17 protein-coding genes and 2 pseudogenes are annotated in these 17,933 nt (G+C 57.2%); 12 read left to right on the top strand and 7 right to left on the bottom strand.

Annotated elements, in window-relative coordinates; translation table 11 throughout:
* The first annotated feature begins 86 nt into the window (after window positions 1–86).
* Window positions 87–5,015 (top strand): DEAD/DEAH box helicase, encoded by a 4,929-nt coding sequence (locus CAURIC_RS04345; RefSeq protein WP_290183377.1) that lies wholly within the window; start codon window positions 87–89, stop codon window positions 5,013–5,015.
* A gap of 107 nt (window positions 5,016–5,122) precedes the next feature.
* Here CAURIC_RS04345 and CAURIC_RS04340 read toward each other — a convergent pair whose 3' ends face one another.
* Window positions 5,123–5,719 carry a pyroglutamyl-peptidase I family protein gene (locus CAURIC_RS04340; protein ID WP_052094852.1) on the bottom strand — a complete coding sequence of 199 codons (597 nt, stop codon included), beginning with the start codon at window positions 5,717–5,719 and terminating at the stop codon, window positions 5,123–5,125.
* A gap of 359 nt (window positions 5,720–6,078) precedes the next feature.
* Here CAURIC_RS04340 and CAURIC_RS11095 point away from each other — a divergent pair, with 359 nt between their 5' ends.
* From CAURIC_RS11095 to CAURIC_RS04315, 5 genes and pseudogenes are all read left to right on the top strand, one after another.
* On the top strand, window positions 6,079–6,198 hold the full coding sequence (locus tag CAURIC_RS11095) for a transposase (RefSeq protein WP_282938103.1): 120 nt from the start codon (window positions 6,079–6,081) through the stop codon (window positions 6,196–6,198).
* A gap of 134 nt (window positions 6,199–6,332) precedes the next feature.
* Window positions 6,333–7,129, top strand: a pseudogene (locus CAURIC_RS11030) (IS3 family transposase); the annotation flags it as partial.
* 294 nt (window positions 7,130–7,423) lie between these two features.
* Window positions 7,424–7,660: an antitoxin VbhA family protein gene (locus tag CAURIC_RS04325; protein WP_035113362.1), complete on the top strand. Its 237-nt coding sequence runs from the start codon at window positions 7,424–7,426 to the stop codon at window positions 7,658–7,660.
* A 136-nt stretch (window positions 7,661–7,796) separates the two neighbouring features.
* On the top strand, window positions 7,797–8,168 hold the full coding sequence (locus tag CAURIC_RS04320; RefSeq protein ID WP_035113363.1) for a hypothetical protein: 372 nt from the start codon (window positions 7,797–7,799) through the stop codon (window positions 8,166–8,168).
* A 48-nt stretch (window positions 8,169–8,216) separates the two neighbouring features.
* Window positions 8,217–8,786: a hypothetical protein gene (locus tag CAURIC_RS04315; protein ID WP_035113364.1), complete on the top strand. Its 570-nt coding sequence runs from the start codon at window positions 8,217–8,219 to the stop codon at window positions 8,784–8,786.
* Between the two features lie 210 nt (window positions 8,787–8,996).
* Here CAURIC_RS04315 and CAURIC_RS11090 read toward each other — a convergent pair whose 3' ends face one another.
* Window positions 8,997–9,203: a hypothetical protein gene (locus tag CAURIC_RS11090; RefSeq protein WP_172644032.1), complete on the bottom strand. Its 207-nt coding sequence runs from the start codon at window positions 9,201–9,203 to the stop codon at window positions 8,997–8,999.
* Between CAURIC_RS11090 and CAURIC_RS04310 the strand changes: the two are divergent.
* A pseudogene (locus tag CAURIC_RS04310) lies at window positions 9,111–10,176 on the top strand (transposase). The gene CAURIC_RS11090 and the pseudogene CAURIC_RS04310 sit on opposite strands and share 93 nt — an antisense overlap.
* Window positions 10,177–10,267: 91 nt before the next feature.
* On the opposite strand, the gene CAURIC_RS04305 reads toward CAURIC_RS04310, so the two are convergent.
* Both CAURIC_RS04305 and CAURIC_RS04300 read right to left on the bottom strand, forming a co-directional pair.
* Window positions 10,268–10,540: a hypothetical protein gene (locus CAURIC_RS04305; protein WP_052094856.1), complete on the bottom strand. Its 273-nt coding sequence runs from the start codon at window positions 10,538–10,540 to the stop codon at window positions 10,268–10,270.
* Window positions 10,541–10,555: 15 nt separating this feature from the next.
* The gene (locus CAURIC_RS04300) at window positions 10,556–10,747 is read right to left on the bottom strand and encodes a hypothetical protein (protein ID WP_290183376.1); all 192 of its coding nucleotides are present in this window, start codon (window positions 10,745–10,747) and stop codon (window positions 10,556–10,558) included.
* Window positions 10,748–10,944: 197 nt separating this feature from the next.
* On the opposite strand from CAURIC_RS04300, the gene CAURIC_RS04295 reads away from it, so the two are divergent.
* Window positions 10,945–11,679 carry a CPBP family intramembrane glutamic endopeptidase gene (locus CAURIC_RS04295; RefSeq protein WP_156963384.1) on the top strand — a complete coding sequence of 245 codons (735 nt, stop codon included), beginning with the start codon at window positions 10,945–10,947 and terminating at the stop codon, window positions 11,677–11,679.
* A 93-nt stretch (window positions 11,680–11,772) separates the two neighbouring features.
* Here the strand turns inward: CAURIC_RS04295 and trhA are convergent, their stop codons facing one another.
* Window positions 11,773–12,468 carry a PAQR family membrane homeostasis protein TrhA gene (gene trhA, locus CAURIC_RS04290; protein WP_035113367.1) on the bottom strand — a complete coding sequence of 232 codons (696 nt, stop codon included), beginning with the start codon at window positions 12,466–12,468 and terminating at the stop codon, window positions 11,773–11,775.
* A 140-nt stretch (window positions 12,469–12,608) separates the two neighbouring features.
* Between trhA and CAURIC_RS04285 the strand changes: the two genes are divergently transcribed.
* Window positions 12,609–13,145: a cysteine hydrolase family protein gene (locus tag CAURIC_RS04285; protein WP_052094858.1), complete on the top strand. Its 537-nt coding sequence runs from the start codon at window positions 12,609–12,611 to the stop codon at window positions 13,143–13,145.
* Between the two features lie 21 nt (window positions 13,146–13,166).
* On the opposite strand, the gene CAURIC_RS04280 is transcribed toward CAURIC_RS04285, so the two are convergent.
* Both CAURIC_RS04280 and CAURIC_RS04275 read right to left on the bottom strand, forming a co-directional pair.
* Window positions 13,167–14,492, bottom strand: coding sequence for a glutaminase (locus tag CAURIC_RS04280; RefSeq protein WP_084588095.1), 1,326 nt, complete (start codon window positions 14,490–14,492; stop codon window positions 13,167–13,169).
* 113 nt (window positions 14,493–14,605) lie between these two features.
* A complete protein-coding gene (locus tag CAURIC_RS04275) occupies window positions 14,606–15,127 on the bottom strand; it encodes a methylated-DNA--[protein]-cysteine S-methyltransferase (RefSeq protein ID WP_035113368.1) in 522 nt (173 codons plus the stop codon).
* A 22-nt stretch (window positions 15,128–15,149) separates the two neighbouring features.
* Here CAURIC_RS04275 and CAURIC_RS04270 point away from each other — a divergent pair, with 22 nt between their 5' ends.
* The 3 genes from CAURIC_RS04270 (at window position 15,150) to CAURIC_RS04260 (ending at window position 17,928) form a co-directional block, all read left to right on the top strand.
* On the top strand, window positions 15,150–16,124 hold the full coding sequence (locus tag CAURIC_RS04270) for an ABC transporter substrate-binding protein (RefSeq protein WP_052094860.1): 975 nt from the start codon (window positions 15,150–15,152) through the stop codon (window positions 16,122–16,124).
* Window positions 16,121–17,053, top strand: coding sequence for an amino acid ABC transporter permease (locus CAURIC_RS04265; protein ID WP_035113369.1), 933 nt, complete (start codon window positions 16,121–16,123; stop codon window positions 17,051–17,053). Before CAURIC_RS04270 ends, CAURIC_RS04265 begins: the two co-directional genes overlap by 4 nt.
* A gap of 122 nt (window positions 17,054–17,175) precedes the next feature.
* Entirely contained in the window at window positions 17,176–17,928 is a 753-nt protein-coding gene (locus CAURIC_RS04260; protein ID WP_035113487.1) for an amino acid ABC transporter ATP-binding protein, read from the top strand.
* Window positions 17,929–17,933: the final 5 nt, after the last annotated feature.

Genomic DNA, 17,933 nt, shown 5'->3' with positions numbered 1-17,933 from the left:
GGCGACCGCACCCACGGTCCCCCCAGTTTCGTGTTTTATTGCAGTCGGTCGGCTGTGAGGGAATGTGTGCAGGCATAATTTCCCTCATGGCAACGTTCACTGAAGTTCTCACTCAACTCCGCGATAATCAACCGCAAGCGAAGTACGGAATCGCTTTCGAGAAACTGATGGTCAACTTCTTTAGAACGGTCCCCACTTTGGCCGAGCAGTTCGACGAGGTGTGCCGGTGGAAGGACTGGCGGTACAACGGGGGCAAAGCAGATACGGGCATTGATCTGGTAGCACGACGGGCGGATGATCACCGCTGGGTCGCGATTCAGGCGAAGTTCTACAAACCCACCACGAGTATTCAAAAACAGCACATCGACTCGTTTTTCGAGGCTTCCGGCAAGTCCTTCGAGACCGAGAACGGCCGTGAACACTTCGCACATCGCTACATCATCTCCACGACCGATCGATGGTCAGCGAACGCGGAAGATGCCCTGGCTAACCAAATGATCGAAACCAGCCGCATTGGCATGGCAGACATTGCCAATGCACCCGTGAATTGGGATGTTGCATTCCCTGGTTCCGAGATTCAAATCAATCTGTCGAAGAAGAAAGCCTTCGAACCCCGTAAGCACCAAACCGAAGCTATCGAAAAAGTCCTCAAGGGTTTCGAAAGCCGCGACCGCGGCAAGCTGATCATGGCGTGTGGTACAGGTAAAACCTTCACCGCATTGCGCTTGGCGGAGCAGTTCGCCGCGGTTCGCGGTGACCGCGCTCGAGTTCTGTTCCTTGTCCCTTCCATCGCGTTGCTGTCTCAGACCTTGCGGGAGTGGACTGCGCAAGCGACGGTCGAACTACGTAGTTTCGCTGTGTGTTCAGATACTAAAGCCGGCAAAGCAGCTGAGGACATTGCACCATACGACCTGGAAGTGCCCGTTTCAACCAATGGCGACATGATCACTGAAGCATTCTCCATTGGTAAGCGCGCTAAGGGGCTCCACGTTGTGTTCTCCACGTACCAATCGTTGGGTGCGGTCCATGATGCCCAGCAGAAGGGGCTGGAGCCTTTCGATTTGGTGATCTGCGATGAGGCCCACCGCACGACAGGTGTGACTCTTGCCGGTGAGGATGCCTCCGCTTTCGTACGCATCCACGATGCCGAATACATCCAGGCCCACAAGCGCCTGTACATGACCGCGACTCCGCGGCTTTTCGATGAGTCAGTGAAGGGCAAAGCCAAGGAACACTCCGCCGAGCTTGCTTCAATGGACGACGAAGCAGTTTTCGGTCCTGAATTTCACCGGTTGGGCTTTGGGGAGGCCGTCGACAAGGGATTGCTGACGGACTACAAGGTGCTCGTGATGACGGTGGACGAGGGCGTCGCCGCCGAAGTAATGGCCCAGGCCGATGGCCAGACAGTCAATCTAACGACGGCTTCGGCGATGATCGGCGCTTGGACTGCGCTGGCGAAACGGTCCGGTGGTTTGCAGGGAACGAAGGCTGGGTTTGAAAAGGGCGCCAAGCCGATGCTGCGGACGGTTGCTTTCGCGAAGGACATTCGGGCCTCGAAGCAGATTGCGGAATCTTTCCCGGTTCTGATTCGCTCCTACCAGAACGTGTTGATGCAAAGCTCTGCTGTGAATCACGTGGATTTGCATAACGTGAACGTGGATGTTGCTGCTCAACACGTAGACGGGACGATGAACGCGATGCAGCGGTCGTCTCGGATTTCGTGGCTGGAAGCCGACATTGAAGGTGGCGAAACGCGAGTACTAACTAATGCTCGCTGCCTGTCCGAGGGTGTGGACGTGCCTGGGCTGGATTCGGTCATTTTCTTCAACCCACGTAATTCCATGGTGGATGTGGTGCAATCCGTGGGGCGTGTAATGCGCAAGGCCGATGGCAAGGACTACGGTTACATCATTTTGCCCGTTGCGGTTCCGCCCAATGTGAGCCCCTCGCAGGCGCTGAACGACAATGCTCGGTTCAAGGTGGTGTGGCAGATCCTCAACGCGCTGCGTGCGCATGACGATCGTTTCAACGCGAAGGTCAATTCCATCGCGATGAATGAAGGGGATGCAAGCGAGCTTCCCCTGGTAGTGAATCCGGTTCCAAAACCTAAGGACTTGCTCAACGGCGATGATTCACGCCCCGTGGATCCCGATGCTACCGAGGCCGAACAGCGTGACCTCGCGCAACAGTTCGCCTTGTTCTCCCTGGAGAAATGGCAAGAGGCCATGCATGTGAAGCTGGTCGATAAGGTGGGAACCCGCACGTACTGGGAGGACTGGGCCGATGATGTTGCCAAGATTGCCCAGGCGCAGATTACGCGAATCTCTGCGCTGGTCGATGGTGCGAACCCCACTCTGCGTAAGGAATTCGACCGCTTTGTGGAAGGGCTTCGCGGCAACCTCAATGATTCAATCACGGATGCCGAAGCCATCAGTATGTTGTCCCAGCACCTGATCACCGCCCCGGTATTTGATGCGCTCTTTGAGGGGCACAACTTCACCGAGCACAACCCAGTTGCGCAAGTGATGCAGCGCATGACGATGGTGCTGGAGAAGGAAGATCTGGATACTGAAACCGAATCGCTGGAAAAATTCTACGATTCGGTGCGTGTGCGGGCCTCGGAGGTGAATAGCGCTTCTGGCAAGCAGCAAGTGATTAAGGAGCTTTACGAGCGCTTCTTCCAGAAGGCGTTCAGGAAGCAGGCCGAAGCCCTTGGGATTGTGTACACCCCGGTGGAGATCGTGGACTTCATCCTTCGCGCTGCCGATGATGTTTCGCGGAAGCACTTCGGCAAGGGGCTGACCGATGAAGGCGTGTGTATCCTTGACCCTTTCGCTGGCACTTCCACGTTCACCGTCCGTTTGCTGCAATCAGGTCTAATTAAGCCGGAAGACTTGGCCCGCAAGTACGCGAATGAAATTTTCGCTACGGAGATCATGTTGCTGGCTTACTACGTTTCTGCGGTGAATATCGAGACCACTTATAACGCGCTGCGGGCTGAAGAAGCGAAGCGCAACGGCGAACTGGAGCCGGAGTATGTCCCATTCAGCAACATCGCTTTGGCCGACACCTTCCAGATTCACGAAGAAGGCGACATCGCTGACCTGCAAATCTTCCGCGAGAACAATGAGACCATTGAACGGCAGAGGAAAGCCCCAATCAATGTAGTGATCGGCAATCCTCCTTACTCCGCTGGCCAGAAGTCTGCCAACGATTTGAACGCGAACCTCAAGTATCCAACGCTCGATAAAAAGATCGCGGAAACCTACGCAGCCAGGTCCACCGCGACCAACAAAAATTCGCTCTACGACTCCTACTTGCGCGCCTTCCGCTGGGCCACCGACCGCATTGGAGACCAAGGTGTGGTCGCCTTCGTATCCAACGGTGGGTGGATCGATGGCAACACCGGCGACGGCGTGCGGCTTTCCATGGCCGAGGACTTCACGGATCTGTACGTGTTCAACCTGCGGGGTAATGCACGCACCGCGGGAGAACAGCGCAGGAAGGAGGCGGGCAATGTTTTCGAAGACGGCGGGCGTACGACTATCGCGATCACCATCGGTATCAAAGATCCCACGAAATCTGGTTTCCAACTGCACTACAGAGACATAGGTGATTATCTTTCTGCCGAGGAGAAAGTGCGCATTGTGGACACCTCCACTGTCGATTCCATCGACTGGCAGACCATCGTCCCGAATGAGCATGGTGACTGGGTCAATCAACGCTCCGAAGATTTCGCTACCTGGCCGGTAATCGGCGAGAAGAAAGGAAATTCGACTAAATTCTTCACGACTTTTTCGGCCGGACTGCAAACCAATCGAGATGCTTGGGTCTATTCATACTCAAAAGCTGGTCTACGATCCCAAATTGGGACACTCAAGACCAGCTATGAAAAAGTATTGCGCGAAATTGCGCCAGAACAAAATGCTATGGAGTTTTTGAAAGCTAATCCACATTCTGTAGACCCAAAGAAAAGTAAATGGTCCTCGAGCCTACAAAATCTGTTGAACCAACGGCAGCCATTGAAAAACGAGGGTTTTGTTTCAGTGAGCCTTTACCGACCATTCTGCCGACAGAATGTGTTCTTTGACGAGCAGTTTAACCATCGTCGGTACCAGCTGCCGAGAATGTTCCCGACCCCGGCCCATCCGAATGTCGGCTATGGCGTCTGTTCAACATCAACGCGAACGCCTTTCTCACTGATTGGTACCGATCTTCTGCCGAATCTGAGTGTATTCATTGACCCAGTCCAATTCTTCCCCCGCTTCACCTGGGCTCCCGTCGATGCGGATGGCGGGTTGTTCGGTCAGGGAGACGTTGCTCAGCAGAGCTACGAAACGAGCCAGTACGGCAAGATTGCTGAGGTTGTCGACGGATATGTGCGCGTGGATAACATCACCGACGAGATCAAGAAAATCTACCGGCATGCGCTCGGTGCGGATATCACGGGCGACGACATCTTCCATTTCGTGTACGGCAAGCTGCACGATCCGGAGTACCGTACAACGTACGCGGCGGATCTGAAGAAGATGCTTCCCCACATTGACACGCCATCGTCACGGGCAGAATTCGATAAGTTCGCCACCGCCGGTGCCGAATTAATGGCTCTGCACGTCAACTACGAAGACGTGGAACCGTGGCCGTTGGACGTACAGGTCAAGGGCGACGAATCCGATCGGGAAACCTGGCGCGTGACCAAGATACGCTGGGCAAAACGCAAGGATCCCGAAACCGGTAAGAGCGTTAACGACGTCACCAAGCTGATCTACAGCCCGAAGGTAACTATCGCTGGCATCCCCGCGGAGGCCGATGAGTACATGCTCGGCTCTCGCAGCGCGCTGGCGTGGATCATTGACCGTTACCAGGTGAAGAAGGACAAGGCCTCCGGCATCGTCAACGACCCGAACGATTGGGCCGACGAAGTAAACAACCCGCGCTACATCGTCGATCTCATCGGTCGGGTAACCCGCGTGGCAATGGAAACCAACAGGATCGTCAAGAGCTTTAGCTCTTAGCGGTGCCGGCGAACCCCTCTCGCCACAACGTACAAACGTCAGACAACTCCCTCCTGGGACAGCGGTAGGCACATCACAACGATGTTTTTGACGGGATTCGGTCAGTGTTAGACATCCGTCAGTAACTGGTGAATGTAGTCCGCGATGGCTTGCGCGTCCATAGCAGTGTGCGGATCGTTTTCATCGTGCGAGGGCACGTGAATGAATCCAGCGTGGCGCACCTTTCCGGCTTCGTAGAATCCGAGGTTGGTGTACAACGCGGCGTTGCACAAATACTCTCCCGCATCATGGCTCAGGCCAATTCGTGCACCGTGTTCGCGAACGGACCGCTGCACGCGGATCATCTCCTCCGGGGCATTCCTCGTCGCCGGCCCTCCGTCGACGACGGGTCCTTCACCGGGCGTGCCGTGGATGTCGTCGTTGTGCCGTTCATTCTTGGCAACCAATTCCACGACCGGTTCGGTCACATCGGGGCGCTCGCCCAAACTGATGATCGCATCCGGGTGGTAGTCATCGACCAGTGCCTCTAAGTTCTGCGCGAACGTCGTCCAACTGGTTTCGATTTCTCGATAGATGACCCGCACGCCGACCTGTTCCAGCAAGGTAGCCGCGCGCCGGCCAACCTCCATCGAGGAATTGTGCTCGCGCACGAAAGGTCCATACGCGGTGAGCACCACAGTGTGCCCAGCTTGGCCTTCATTCATTTTGCCGAATTCCTTTTCCGATCTTTGGGAAGTTCTCCAACGAAATACGGTCAACACACTTGATGATGCAACGCGGTGCCCATCTTGGCATCCCACACAAAGCCCAATCTATCGCGTCCCCCGGCGGATTGAAATCTATTCAGTACACAATCAGGTCTCGCTCGCGAACAGCGCCGCCACCCTCCGCTCACTCATCGCTGCTCACTCATCTCCACCCCCTCACCTCAGGCCCTCCCAATATCAGCCTTAGATCTACACCGCCGCCCCACAATCACCCACTCGGACGGTGAGGTTACTCTCGAATAGTGGACACCCGAGTTAGCGGGATTTCACCCGTTTAAGGAAGGATGTTCATCATCATGGCTACGAGGAAGAGGTACACCGCGGAGTACCGGCATCAGGCCGCGCGGTTGGTGATCGATACGGATAGGACAATTGCAGAAGTAGCCCGCGAGCTTAGTGTGGGCGCTGGTCTATGAGGCAAGTGAGTCAAGGCGCAGCGACAACGCAGCGAGCCTACATCCAGGGATCTAGATGTCGACGAACGCGCCGAGCTTGAGCGGCTTCGTCAAGAGGTTGCTGAGTTGAAGATAGACAACGAGTTTTTGTCACAAGCGGCAGCCTTCCTCGCGTCGAAACCACGAAAGTAGAACGCTTCGAATACATCGACATGATGGTGGCGAAGAAGGCACACACCACGAACAACACCGACCGTATCCCCAGTGTGCGACGCATGGCCAGGTTGTTGCAGGTTTCACCGTCGGGCTACTACGAATGGAAGAAAAGGCACATCGCGACAGTGATGGGTACTGATAAGAAGGCACAAAAGCAGAAGCGGTTAGTATTTCCCCGCGGTCATGGGTGCCGGTGACCACTATCCCAGGCGCATCGACTCATAGTATCCCTGACCGGGTGAAACGATTATTTGATACCGGTGAGCTCAACCGGGTATGGATGTCGGATATTACGTATGTGCGGACCCGGGAAGGGTGGTTGTACTTGTGTGTGGTTCGCGATGGGCGCTCGCGTCGAGTACTCGGCTGGGCGATGGATCCGACCCAGACCACCGACGTGGTCGAACGTGCACTACGTATGGCCCATACCTTGCGTGGTCAGGTGCCCGATGGACTGGTGTTTCATGCCGATCGTGGCACGCAGTTTACTAGTGATCAGCTCTATCATGTCTGCCAGGAACTAGGCATCGCCCAGTCGATGGGGCGCACCGGGGTCTGCTTTGACAACGCCATGGCCAAGTCATTCTGGTCGACGCTAAAAACTGAGTTCTACGACCGACGACCATGGGATACCCGGGATCCAGCCCGCCGTGAAGTTGGTCGCTGGATCGAGGTGTTCTACAACCGTCAACGGCGACACTCCTCACTGCGCTATCTCAGCCCGTGCGCCTTCGAAGCACAATCGCTCCACAACGGCCACAAACTAAAAAAAGCAGCTTAAATCAGTGCCCACAATTTGCAGGTAACCCCACGGGGAGCGAGGTGGTGCCGGCGCACGAGTTGGCGTCATATGTCGGTGGTGTGCCGGCCAATGTCGACCGCGGTGTGCACCGGTACCACTGCCCCCTCTTGTCGCCTCGCCCCGGTGACGCGGGCGTTCAGGGTGTTCGAACACCCGAGTTGATATTGTCCGGTGGGTGTCGCACACCGGAATTAGTGTCTGTCACACATCAACCCCAAGGAGAACACCATGAACATTGACCACCGCACCGAAGACCAGAAAGCTGCTGCCGTCCGCGCATCAATGACCATGGCCGGTTACACCATTACCCCACAGGACGAAGAGGACATCCGCCTGATTCTCCGTGGTGAGATCACCGGCGACGAAGCTGTACTCAAAGCAATGGAGGCTGACGGTTATGGCACCAGTGCCCGTGCCGAATTCCTCCGCCGGCGCATCGCTGAGGCGAACAACTCTGCCCGCTAGTTCTCGGTATCGCGCGACACATCCCCTCGTGTTCCCCCTCTCTGTTTCGCCCACCGGCAAATGCAGTGACCCCCACGCAGTACCCCGCGCCGCCTATACAACATCTCCCGCCACGACGATCGAAGAGTTCACTATCATGACCCCTTCCACACCCACCACAATCCTCGCCGAATACCAGCACTCATTCCTCAACGCCCCGAGCTTCTGGAACGTCATCCTCATCATCGGCGGCATCCTCGTCATCATCGGAGTCATCACATCGGATGCTGGCATCATCCGCAAACTCATCCGCCTCCCCTTTGCGGTCATCGGCTGGATTCTTGCTTGGGTTTTCCTCATGACCATCGGATCCCTGTTCGCTGGAGCCTCCGAATCCCTCGTCAACGACGACATCAACCACCCCTCACCGACGACGACCTACCCCACCGAGATGCCGTCAGCACCCAGCAGCACAGTCGACCTCAACCAGCTTTTCGACAACCCCTACAATACCCCCGCACCGAAATAAACACCCCACCCGGTTATTCGCTTTCCAACTTCGAAGGAGATGACATCCGTGATTACACCCAACGACGTCCTACAAACGATGAGGGCAGCCAACCCGACAACAACGACGCAGGAGGCCGAGAAGTACTTCCAGCAGATCGACCAAGCCCTGGACAGGAGACTCGACGAAGTAGCCCATCTGTTGCGCCAGAAATGGACACAGGACAACGGCAGGGAACCGGACGGGTTGACCTGGGGCAGGATTCTGAACCGGGCGCAGATCGACGCGGAGAACCAGATACGCCAAGAGTATCTGGCGGAGCTGACGGAGATTGCGGTGCAACGCCAGATGGAACAAGAGCTGGAGGACGCCAACCGGATCGACCCGGAGCTGTGGAAGACCGATCCGTGGGACATTCAGGTGAGCGACCAGACGTTCCGGCAAGTGGACGAGGTGTGGCCGGACAAGCCAACGAAGTGGACTGTCTTCGCGGGGGCACTGTTCGAGACAATGAAGTATCAGGACAGGGACACACCGTACTACCCCGAGGGCGAGCAGGTGCCAGCGCTGGAGACGATGATCGACGAAGCCTACAACGCCTACCTCGAAATGGACAAACAGCGGGCAGCTGAGAAGTAGACAGCGGATTGAGAATCTACAAATTCGTCATGGCCTTGGCTTCAACCAAGTGCCCCGATCACTCTGCTGCTGTGGTGGAGTATGGAACACACCCAGGAGCTTACGTCAGAAAAGTACCGTGCACGCGGGATGATCCGCGTACACACCGAACACACGTAACTATGTAAGGCAAAGATGCAAGAGGTGGGATCACCCGTATACGCGCAGAGCTCACTCTTCTTCGTTTTCCCCGAGAAGGCACGCAGGGATCACCCGCGTACGCACGGAGCGTACGACAGTAGACAGTACAGGCAATTCGCTGATCAGTTGCGGAGAATTCGAGGCATGAGCATCACCGGTGCAACCAACGCAGGGGATTTCACGATCATCCACGCCGATCCCGTCGCCGTTTGTTCCGCCTGCCCAGAATGCGGACATGACGGCAAACTCCGTGATCACGTCACACATGAGCTTGTCGATCTACCCGTCGTGGGGTTCCCCACCCGACAGCATGTGCGTGTCCCCCGGTTTATCTGTGCTAACCGGTGCTTGTACACGAAAGATTTTTCAGGCCAGCGTGATGTGCACCGATGACGGCGCGAAACTGACCACACGTGTTGTGCGGTGGATTCTCCAACGCCGTACCATCGACCGGATCAGCGTGTCCGCCACCGCCACGGCATGGGCTGTGGGCTGGGAGTTGGTCAACAACATCGCCCTTCAAGCCTGCCGCGAGATGGTTTACCGGGATCCCACTCCATCTCGCGGGAGTGAGAATACTCGGGGTCGATGAGCACGTGTGGAAGCATTCTCGCAGGCCTGGTGCCCCGTCCTGCGATGTCACCGTTGTAGTTGATCTCACCCCAACGGCTACACGATCTGGGCCGGCTAGATTGCTGGACATGGTGCCAGGCAGCGCTTGCAGCGTGGGCTTACCGGTGAGCGGGGGAAGAAAACCGACCCGTTGTATAACAATCGCAAGACTGTGCTGACAAGGATTGCGTTTCTTACTGCCCGGCAACGGCAGCGTCGTGAAGTGTTGTGGCAGGTCGATTGGCTGATGGTGATCTTGCAGGTGACATGGCAGATCTACCAGGGCATTATTGCTGCATATGCACACCCGAAGAAAAGTCAGGGTAAGAAGTTAATGCCGAAAGTAATGAACTCGATCCGTGCAGGGCTGCCAGCAGGGCTAGAGGAGCTAGCCCAATTGGGGCGAACCTTGTGGCGTCGGCGTCGGGATGTTGTGGCATAGTTCGATATCGGTGCATCCAACGGTCCGATCGAGGCGATCAACGGGAGGCTGGAGCACCTTCGCGGCATCGCCCTTGGCTTGAGAAACTTGGACCACTATATCTTGCGGTCTCTTACCCACTCCGGAGGCCTACAGGGAAAGATCAACGCACTCTAAAACACGAAGAGCCAATAAAGACAACAGTAAAACTGTACTGAGTAAAAATCTACAACGGGCGCCTAGAATGACCCTCCCCCAAAAAAGCTAATCACGTGCGTTTACGCTTCTCCAGAAGATAACTTCCCCAAACAGACACGACGAACGTATAACCTACAACACCCAACAACTCACCTATTGAAGCAGGTTCTGAGCCGTCTTTAGCGATCAACACCAGAACAATAACAGCAGGAATTGCCATTAGCATGGCTACAAAAGCCCCAATACGCGATCGACCTGGCTCCTCAGGCGTACGAATGGCCGCCAAACCCGCGCAGGCCAAAAAACTCAGGGCGAACAGTACAAAAACTCCCCAGCTATGCATTTATAGCGCTCCCTTCTACTTCTTACGGATGTGATCCCAGTAGAACTTAACCACAGCGGTGTAAATCTTCTGCTTCACACTATTCGGGATTATCTTCCAAGCAATCTTACCGGCAATGCCACCTCCACAGCCGTAGACGGCATTCTTGATATAGTCTCCGCCACCCTCACCGCGATTCACACTGTCCATCAAGACGGACGACGGCACACTAGATAAAGCACCAGAAGCACACCAAGCTACAGCCGAAATCGCCACACCAGTGGGGTCACCCGCGCCCGTAGGATCAGTCCCACTCGCGCCGCCACCCCATCAGGGCGCTCGCCTTCGCACTGATTCTAAACTTCGTCGCGCAAATCCTCGTCTTCATAGCGGCAACGCTCGCGACCGCCCTCGCGGGCGCAGACGTGGACACGACCGTCCTCTCCGAGGATCCCAATAACGCCATATCCAACATCGTCCTGCTCCTATCGCTGGCCTCGATGGTTCCGGTATGCTTCGTTGCTGCGCGCATCGCAGGCTACCCATCCAGATTCCTACTCTCCATTGTGGGGCGAATGAGGTGGGGCATCGTTGGCGTCGCCGCAGGAACATCCCTCGCTGTCGCTGTGGTGGGCCAGGTCATTGCCTACGCGTCCGGCGAAGGCCTAGAACCCCGCACCCCGGAACACCAGGACGTCATTCTCCTCGCCGCTGTGATCGTACTCGTGCCCTTCCAAGCGGCCGCGGAGGAAATCTTCGCGCGCGGTTTCCTGCCACAGATTTTTGGCTGCTGGTGTAAGTCCCCCTGGGTCGCCTACCTACCCGGCGCGTTGCTGTGGATCTCCTTGCACGGTTGCAACTCTTGGGGCACGGTCGCCATCGCATACTCGGCGGTTCTGTACGCGCTGCTGGTGCACAAGACCGGTGGGCTCGAGGCCGTCATCGCCATTCACACGATAAACACTTACCTCGCCTTCGCGCAGCCGGTGTTCTCGGTCGTCGAAGATCCGAACACCATACCGTGGGAGGCAGCGTTGTTCGACATGGCAGGCACAACCCTTATCGTTGTACTGGTTTACTTCTGCGTCCGTAGGCTTGTTTCTATTCCGACGCCACCCCGACCACACCCAGTATCCCCTCAACCCCAACACGTGCTATAACGCGCTTGTCCTGAAAGCATTCCGCGCCTGGGGAGCATGAACCACTGACTTAATCCCAGTACCCACCCCGTTGCACCGTTATCCACGGAACCCCTAAACCACAATCATCCACACCGCCACCAAATGCAGCACTGCGGCCACAATGGTGAGTGTGTGGAAATGCTCGTGGTATCCGTAGATGCTGGCGTTCCGGCCAGGCCATTTGAAGCCATACACAATCGCGCCAACGGAGTAGGCCACGCCACCGAGAAACAGCAGCCAAATAACCGTATGGTCCACGGAGCGGGTCAGTGCTGGCAGCAGTGGGACGATGCTCCATCCCAGAACCAGGTACACAACCACATCTAACCAGCGCGGGTGATTGATCCACACCAGATTCAGGACCACACCCAATAATGCACCGGACCAGACCGCGGCTAGCATCCATATGGAATACGGCGGATCCAGCAGGATCACACACATCGGTGTGTACGTTGCGGCGATGAATACCGCGATCATTGCGTGGTCAGCGCGCCGCCACCACCTGACCGTTTCGGGGGACTTCCACGGCCAGCGGTGATACAAGCCCGAGACCGCGAAAAGCGAAATGAGCCCCGCGCAATACACACTCACGCTGATGGCTTCGCGCCACGCGAGTGTCATCCACGCAACAGTCATGAGAACTGCTGACGCTATTGTCGCCAAGAACGCCGCAACCAGGTGGGCCCAGCCTCTCGTTACTGGGCGCGGGCCACGATCTGCCATGAAGTAAGTCCGCTGAATGGTAGACACCCAACTGAGGTTACGCATATCCGCATTGTTTCACCATTGGTAGGTTGTATAAAACGCCGATTGATAGGGTCAGCAAATCTGCAGTAATTCACGCGATCCAATGTGGACGTATGCTGTTACGTGACATGACAAGAAGATTCTTAAGGAGGCTTCATCCCATGCACGCACTTATTGTCGTAGACGCCCAAAAGGGCATCCTGTCTTGGTCACCAGCCGAGGTTGTGGATCCGTTCATCGCTGATATCAGCGCCCTCGCCAACGCATTCCACCAAGCCCAGTTACCCGTTGTCTGGCTCCACGCCACGGGCCTGCCCGCCGGCGAGGTGGATAACCCGATTCCCGAACCCGAGCAGCTGCCCGAGGACTTCGCTGAACTCGATGACCGTCTACCCGTTGAGCCCTCCGATATTCACATCTACAAGCAGCGCACGTGGAGTGCGTTCACCAAGTCCGATCTGGCGGACCAACTGCGCGCACTCGGTGTGGATACCGTTGCCCTCGTGGGTGGCGCCACCGGCGCAGGGGTGGAATCCTCCGCCCGCAGCGCCTACGACGAGGGCTTCAACGTCCTAGCCGTCCGGGACATCCTGCACGATCCCAACCCGGCGCGCCACGAGCACGCGCTCACCCACGACTTCCCCAGCTTCGGCAAGGTGGTCACTGCGGCTGAGCTGCGGGAGAGCATCGCTGGCTAACCCCGCCGCTACACCCCGCCACTACACCCCGTCACCGGCCAAGTAGGCGTCCTTGAGTTTGAGCCACCCTTCGGGGTCCTCAATCCTCACCTCGTAGCCTTCTTCGCGTAATTGCTCGATCCCGTTATTCAACATGCGACAGCCCACGGGGTTCACACCGTCCACGCGGGTCATATCGAACACCAACTTCTTGTGCTTGAGTTCATGCTCGGAAAGCGTGCGGTACAGGCGCTCCCCGCCAATGAAGTCGATATCGCCCTGCAAACGGACGATCGTCTCATCCGTGTGCGAGTCCTCGGTGAGGCTACGCACACTGGCCCGGCCACGCGGATCCGGCGCCATAAGGTGCAACCCCATGTCGTTGCTCAATCGCTGGAACACGCGCACTCCACGCACGCTGTTGCCGTGTTCGTCCAACTTCGGAGAAAACGAACTCAACCCCAGTTGCCCCGGCAGTGTGCCCAGCACACCACCGGCCACACCGGACTTCGCGGGGATGCCCACGCTCGCCATCCAGCGCCCCGCAGCGTTGTACATTCCAGCCGAAGCCATCACCGATTGCACCTGGCGCGCCACCGACTGATCCATCACGCGCCGGCCCGTCAGGGGTTGCACCCCACCGGAGGCCAGTGTGGCTCCCATGACGGCGAGGTCCCGGACAGTCACCAGAATCGAACATTGCTGCACGTAGCTGTTGACGGCATCCTCAGCTTGATCCTGAATGATGTTATAGCTGCGCAGCATGTGTGCCAGCGCTAGGTTGCGGTCAGACGATTCCATCTCGGATTCCGCGGTCTTTTTATCTAACGTCAGTTCCCGCCCGGCCAGTTGATTCATAAAGCCGTGGATCTTTGCCACGCGATCCTCCACCGTCGATTCTGATCCATTAATGAGCTGGTTGACGGTAATCGCGCCCGCATTAATCATGGGGTTGACCGGCCGGTTGGTATCGCCTTCTAGGCTTAACTCGTTAAAGGCCTCTCCCGATGGCTCCATACCGACCACCTTCACCAGCTCGTCGATACCGTGCTCCTGTAAGGCCAGCGCATACACAAACGGCTTCGAAATGGACTGGATCGTGAATTCAACTTGATCGGCTGCCACGCCGGCGTCGTTAAAAGTACCCCCAAGGGCCGCCGAGTAGATTCGGCCATCCAAGGTACAAAGTGCGGTGGCAAAGGGCTCGGGATCGGCATCGCGCAATGCAGAAATGTATTGGGCAGTCTGCCCCTCGGAGTTATCGGCATTGTCCTTCATGATGTGGTTAAGATAATCGCTGATTATCCCCTCCTTCACCAGCTTGTGCTCGGGGGTGTTGAGCTGCACGCGGTTGAGCAGATCGGTCATCAGTGCTTGGCCTTCCTCTTTTTATGGTTCAGTCTCTAGCTCTATTTCTGGTTCTGTCTCTAGCTTTATCAGGTGCAGGCAGGCCGGTTCCGTACGAGAGCCAACGCCAAGAATCAGTACCCTGAGTGCCCTTCAATGTGCAAGAGCTTGCGCTTTCTTTCCAACCCGCCAGCGTAACCAGTGATCTTGCCACCCGCACCCACCACCCGGTGACATCCCACGACAATGGAAATCGGGTTGCGCCCCACCGCTTGCCCCACCGGCCGTGATGCCCCCGGCCGCCCAATTTCCCGCGCGATCTGCCCATACGTCGTTAGCTCACCGAATCCCACCTGCGCTACCTGCCACCACACGGCCTTTTGCAGTTCGGTGCCGGGTAGCTGAGCCAGCGCCTCTGGGCTATGGGTGATTGCTGTTGGCACGGTAAACTGTCTCAGCTCGCCGTTAAAGTAGCGCTGTAGTTCTTTTTGTAACGACGCCACCACGGCCCCACCCCGCCCCACCTGTTCAATTGGGCCTTCGAATCGTGTAGCCACGTGCTCCGGGTACCACAATCCGGTGAGTAGATCCGCGCTTGTGGTAGCAATCATGCGACCAAGCGGTGTGGAAACCTCCGCGATACTAATATTTTTCACTTATTCGTATACACTTTCCCGTATGTCTAAAAGTAAGCTCCGCGTTGCAGCTCAGGCGCTATCTGCGCTGATGCTAGCAAGCACACTCGGGGCGTGCGTGACCAACGAAGAAACTGGGAACCCCGAGGGCTGGCAGCAGATCCTGCCAGCGAAAGATCCCAAACTCGCGCAGCTCGTACCCAAGGAAATCGCAAGCCGTGGCACCGTCAGCGCCGCTACCAATACCCCCTACGCGCCCAACGAGTTTAAGGACTCCAAAGGCACAATCATCGGCGTAGAGATGGACCTGGTAAAAGCCGCGGGCGCCGTACTGGGCTTGGACGTGCAACCCCGCCAGATGGATTTCTCGCTCATCCTGCCGGCAATTTCTGCCGGCTCGATCGATATGGGAGCGTCCGCCTTCACCGATACTGAGGAACGCCAGAAAAACTACGACTTCGTAGATTTCCTCAATGCCGGTGTGGCGTGGGCGACCCAGCCCGGAAATGAAGGCAACGTCAATCCCGCTAATGCCTGTGGCATGACCGTGGCCGTACAAAAGGGAACGTATTCCGATACCGATGAGGTTCAGGGCAAGTCCGACGAGTGCGTGAAGCAAGGCAAACCCGCCATCACCAAGTTGGTCTACGCCACCGCCGATGCCGCTGCCACCGCTACCATCTTGAAACGTGCGGAAGCCTACAGCTCGGACTCCCCCATCATCAGCTACGCCATCAAACGCTCTAACGGGCGCCTAGCCCAAGCCGGGGAAGCTTTCGATACCGCCCCATTCGGATGGGCCTTCAAAAAGGGCTCCCCACTGGCACCGGCCATGGCTGCGGCACTCAAGAAACTCATTGCGGACGGCACATACACAAAGATTCTCACCCCATGGGGACTCGAGGATACCGCCGTCAAAGAGGTCACGATCAACCTGAAGCCGATAGCCACGCGGAGCGCGCGGCGTCGGAACACAAAGGCCGTAAGCACCCAACCAGGAGGAGCTAAGCAACAATGAAGAATAAAACACACCCCTCCGAGATCCAGGCAGTACCGCTGAAACACCCATGGCGTTGGGTGGCGGCCGTCGTGCTGCTGGCCCTGCTGGTGTGGTTCGTCATAGGCGCAGCGACCAATGATGCATACCACTGGGATACATACTTCAAGTACGTTCTGGATACGCGCGTAGCAGTGGCCGCGGTGCGCACGATTGCATTGACCGTGTTCTCCATGCTGATCGGCGTGATCCTGGGGGCCATCGTGGCGGTCCTGCGCATGTCGCCGAACCCGGTGCTGCAATCAGTGGCGTGGTTGTACCTGTGGATCTTCCGTGGCACACCAATCTATGTGCAGCTGGTGTTCTGGGGACTGCTTGGGTCGCTGTACCAATCCATCAGCCTGGGGTTCGCCGAGATTGACCTACAGGCATTCCTGACCAACATGTTCCTGCTGGCAGTGGTAGGTCTGGGCCTAAATGAGGCCGCCTACATGGCAGAAATCGTCCGCGCTGGTATCCAAGCGGTGCCCGAGGGACAATCGGAAGCATCCAAGGCACTGGGCATGACGTGGTGGCAGAACATGCGCCGCACCGTATTGCCACAGGCGATGCGCATTATCATCCCGCCGACAGGCAACGAGTTCATCAGCCTACTAAAGACCACCTCCCTGGTCATCGCGATTCCCTACGCAGGCGAGCTCTACGGGCGCACCACCGACATTTCCAACATCCTGTTCCTGCCCGTCCCGCTGTTGCTGGTTGCAGCCACGTGGTACCTGGTTATCACCAGCCTGCTGATGGTCGGCCAGTACTTCTTAGAGCGATACTTCTCCCGCGGTTCGTCGCGGCAGCTCACCGGGCGCCAGTTAGCTGCTTTAGCCGACGCCGAAGGCATCCCACCACGCAATGTCACGGTGGACGGCGCCAATGGAAGCGTGGGAACGAGGTAATGGCGATGACGGGCAAGCACGAGGGGGCGTCAACACCCCAAAAGACCAACCAAGAGAAAGCGGAACTGAGCGTGAATGGAGATAGTAGTGCGGGTGCGGCCAGCCGTGCGGGCGAGTCCCCGATGATCAATATCCGTAACCTGTGGAAGCGTTACGGGCGCATCGAGGTACTCAAGGGCATCGATCTGCAGGTACCCACGGGGACGGTGACGTGCCTCATCGGTCCAAGTGGTTCCGGCAAGTCCACGTTGCTGCGGTGCGTTAATCACCTGGAAAAGCCCACGGCCGGTCGCATTGAAGTCGACGGCGAATTGATCGGCTACCGCGAGAAGAACGGCACGCTATACGAGATTTCCGAGAAGGACGCCGCGAAACAGCGCGTTGATATCGGTATGGTGTTCCAGCACTTCAACCTTTTCACGCACCGGACCGTGCTGGAGAACATCATCGAGGCACCCATGCAGGTGAGGGGCGAATCCCGCGAGACTGCGGAGGCCTACGCACGGCAGCTGCTGGAGCGCGTGGGGTTGGCACACAAAGCAGAGGCGTACCCCGTGCAGCTTTCCGGCGGTCAGCAGCAGCGCGTGGCGATTGCGCGTGCGCTGGCGATGCGACCGAAGTTGATGCTCTTTGACGAACCCACGAGCGCCCTGGACCCCGAGCTCGTAGGCGAGGTGCTGGGAGTGATGCGGGACCTAGCCAACGACGGCATGACGATGCTGGTAGTGACCCACGAGATGGGCTTCGCCCGCGAAGTCGCCGACACGGTAGCGTTCATGGATGCCGGTGTAATTCAGGAGATCGGCCCGGCTACGGAAGTCATCGGCAACCCCCAAAACCGGCGCACGCAGGAATTCCTGTCTAGCATTCTGTAGGTTTT

Source organism: Corynebacterium auriscanis (genome assembly GCF_030408435.1).
GTDB classification, from domain to species: Bacteria; Actinomycetota; Actinomycetes; order Mycobacteriales; family Mycobacteriaceae; genus Corynebacterium; species Corynebacterium auriscanis.
The sequence above is the reverse complement of the archived record's forward strand: the minus strand, read 5'-3'. Positions and strand labels throughout refer to the sequence as shown.

What these genes read in the sequence shown, in the direction of transcription:
- CAURIC_RS04285 (WP_052094858.1), top strand. Translation starts at nt 12,609, where the DNA reads ATGCACGCACTTATTGTCGTAGACGCCCAAAAGGGCATCCTGTCTTGG.
- CAURIC_RS11095 (WP_282938103.1), top strand. Translation starts at nt 6,079, where the DNA reads ATGGCTACGAGGAAGAGGTACACCGCGGAGTACCGGCATCAGGCCGCG.
- CAURIC_RS04320 (WP_035113363.1), top strand. Translation starts at nt 7,797, where the DNA reads ATGACCCCTTCCACACCCACCACAATCCTCGCCGAATACCAGCACTCA.
- CAURIC_RS04340 (WP_052094852.1), bottom strand. Translation starts at nt 5,719, where the DNA reads ATGAATGAAGGCCAAGCTGGGCACACTGTGGTGCTCACCGCGTATGGA.
- CAURIC_RS04325 (WP_035113362.1), top strand. Translation starts at nt 7,424, where the DNA reads ATGAACATTGACCACCGCACCGAAGACCAGAAAGCTGCTGCCGTCCGC.
- trhA (WP_035113367.1), bottom strand. Translation starts at nt 12,468, where the DNA reads ATGCGTAACCTCAGTTGGGTGTCTACCATTCAGCGGACTTACTTCATG.
- CAURIC_RS04305 (WP_052094856.1), bottom strand. Translation starts at nt 10,540, where the DNA reads ATGCATAGCTGGGGAGTTTTTGTACTGTTCGCCCTGAGTTTTTTGGCC.
- CAURIC_RS04345 (WP_290183377.1), top strand. Translation starts at nt 87, where the DNA reads ATGGCAACGTTCACTGAAGTTCTCACTCAACTCCGCGATAATCAACCG.
- CAURIC_RS04270 (WP_052094860.1), top strand. Translation starts at nt 15,150, where the DNA reads ATGTCTAAAAGTAAGCTCCGCGTTGCAGCTCAGGCGCTATCTGCGCTG.
- CAURIC_RS04265 (WP_035113369.1), top strand. Translation starts at nt 16,121, where the DNA reads ATGAAGAATAAAACACACCCCTCCGAGATCCAGGCAGTACCGCTGAAA.
- CAURIC_RS04280 (WP_084588095.1), bottom strand. Translation starts at nt 14,492, where the DNA reads ATGACCGATCTGCTCAACCGCGTGCAGCTCAACACCCCCGAGCACAAG.
- CAURIC_RS11090 (WP_172644032.1), bottom strand. Translation starts at nt 9,203, where the DNA reads ATGTCCGCATTCTGGGCAGGCGGAACAAACGGCGACGGGATCGGCGTG.
- CAURIC_RS04260 (WP_035113487.1), top strand. Translation starts at nt 17,176, where the DNA reads ATGATCAATATCCGTAACCTGTGGAAGCGTTACGGGCGCATCGAGGTA.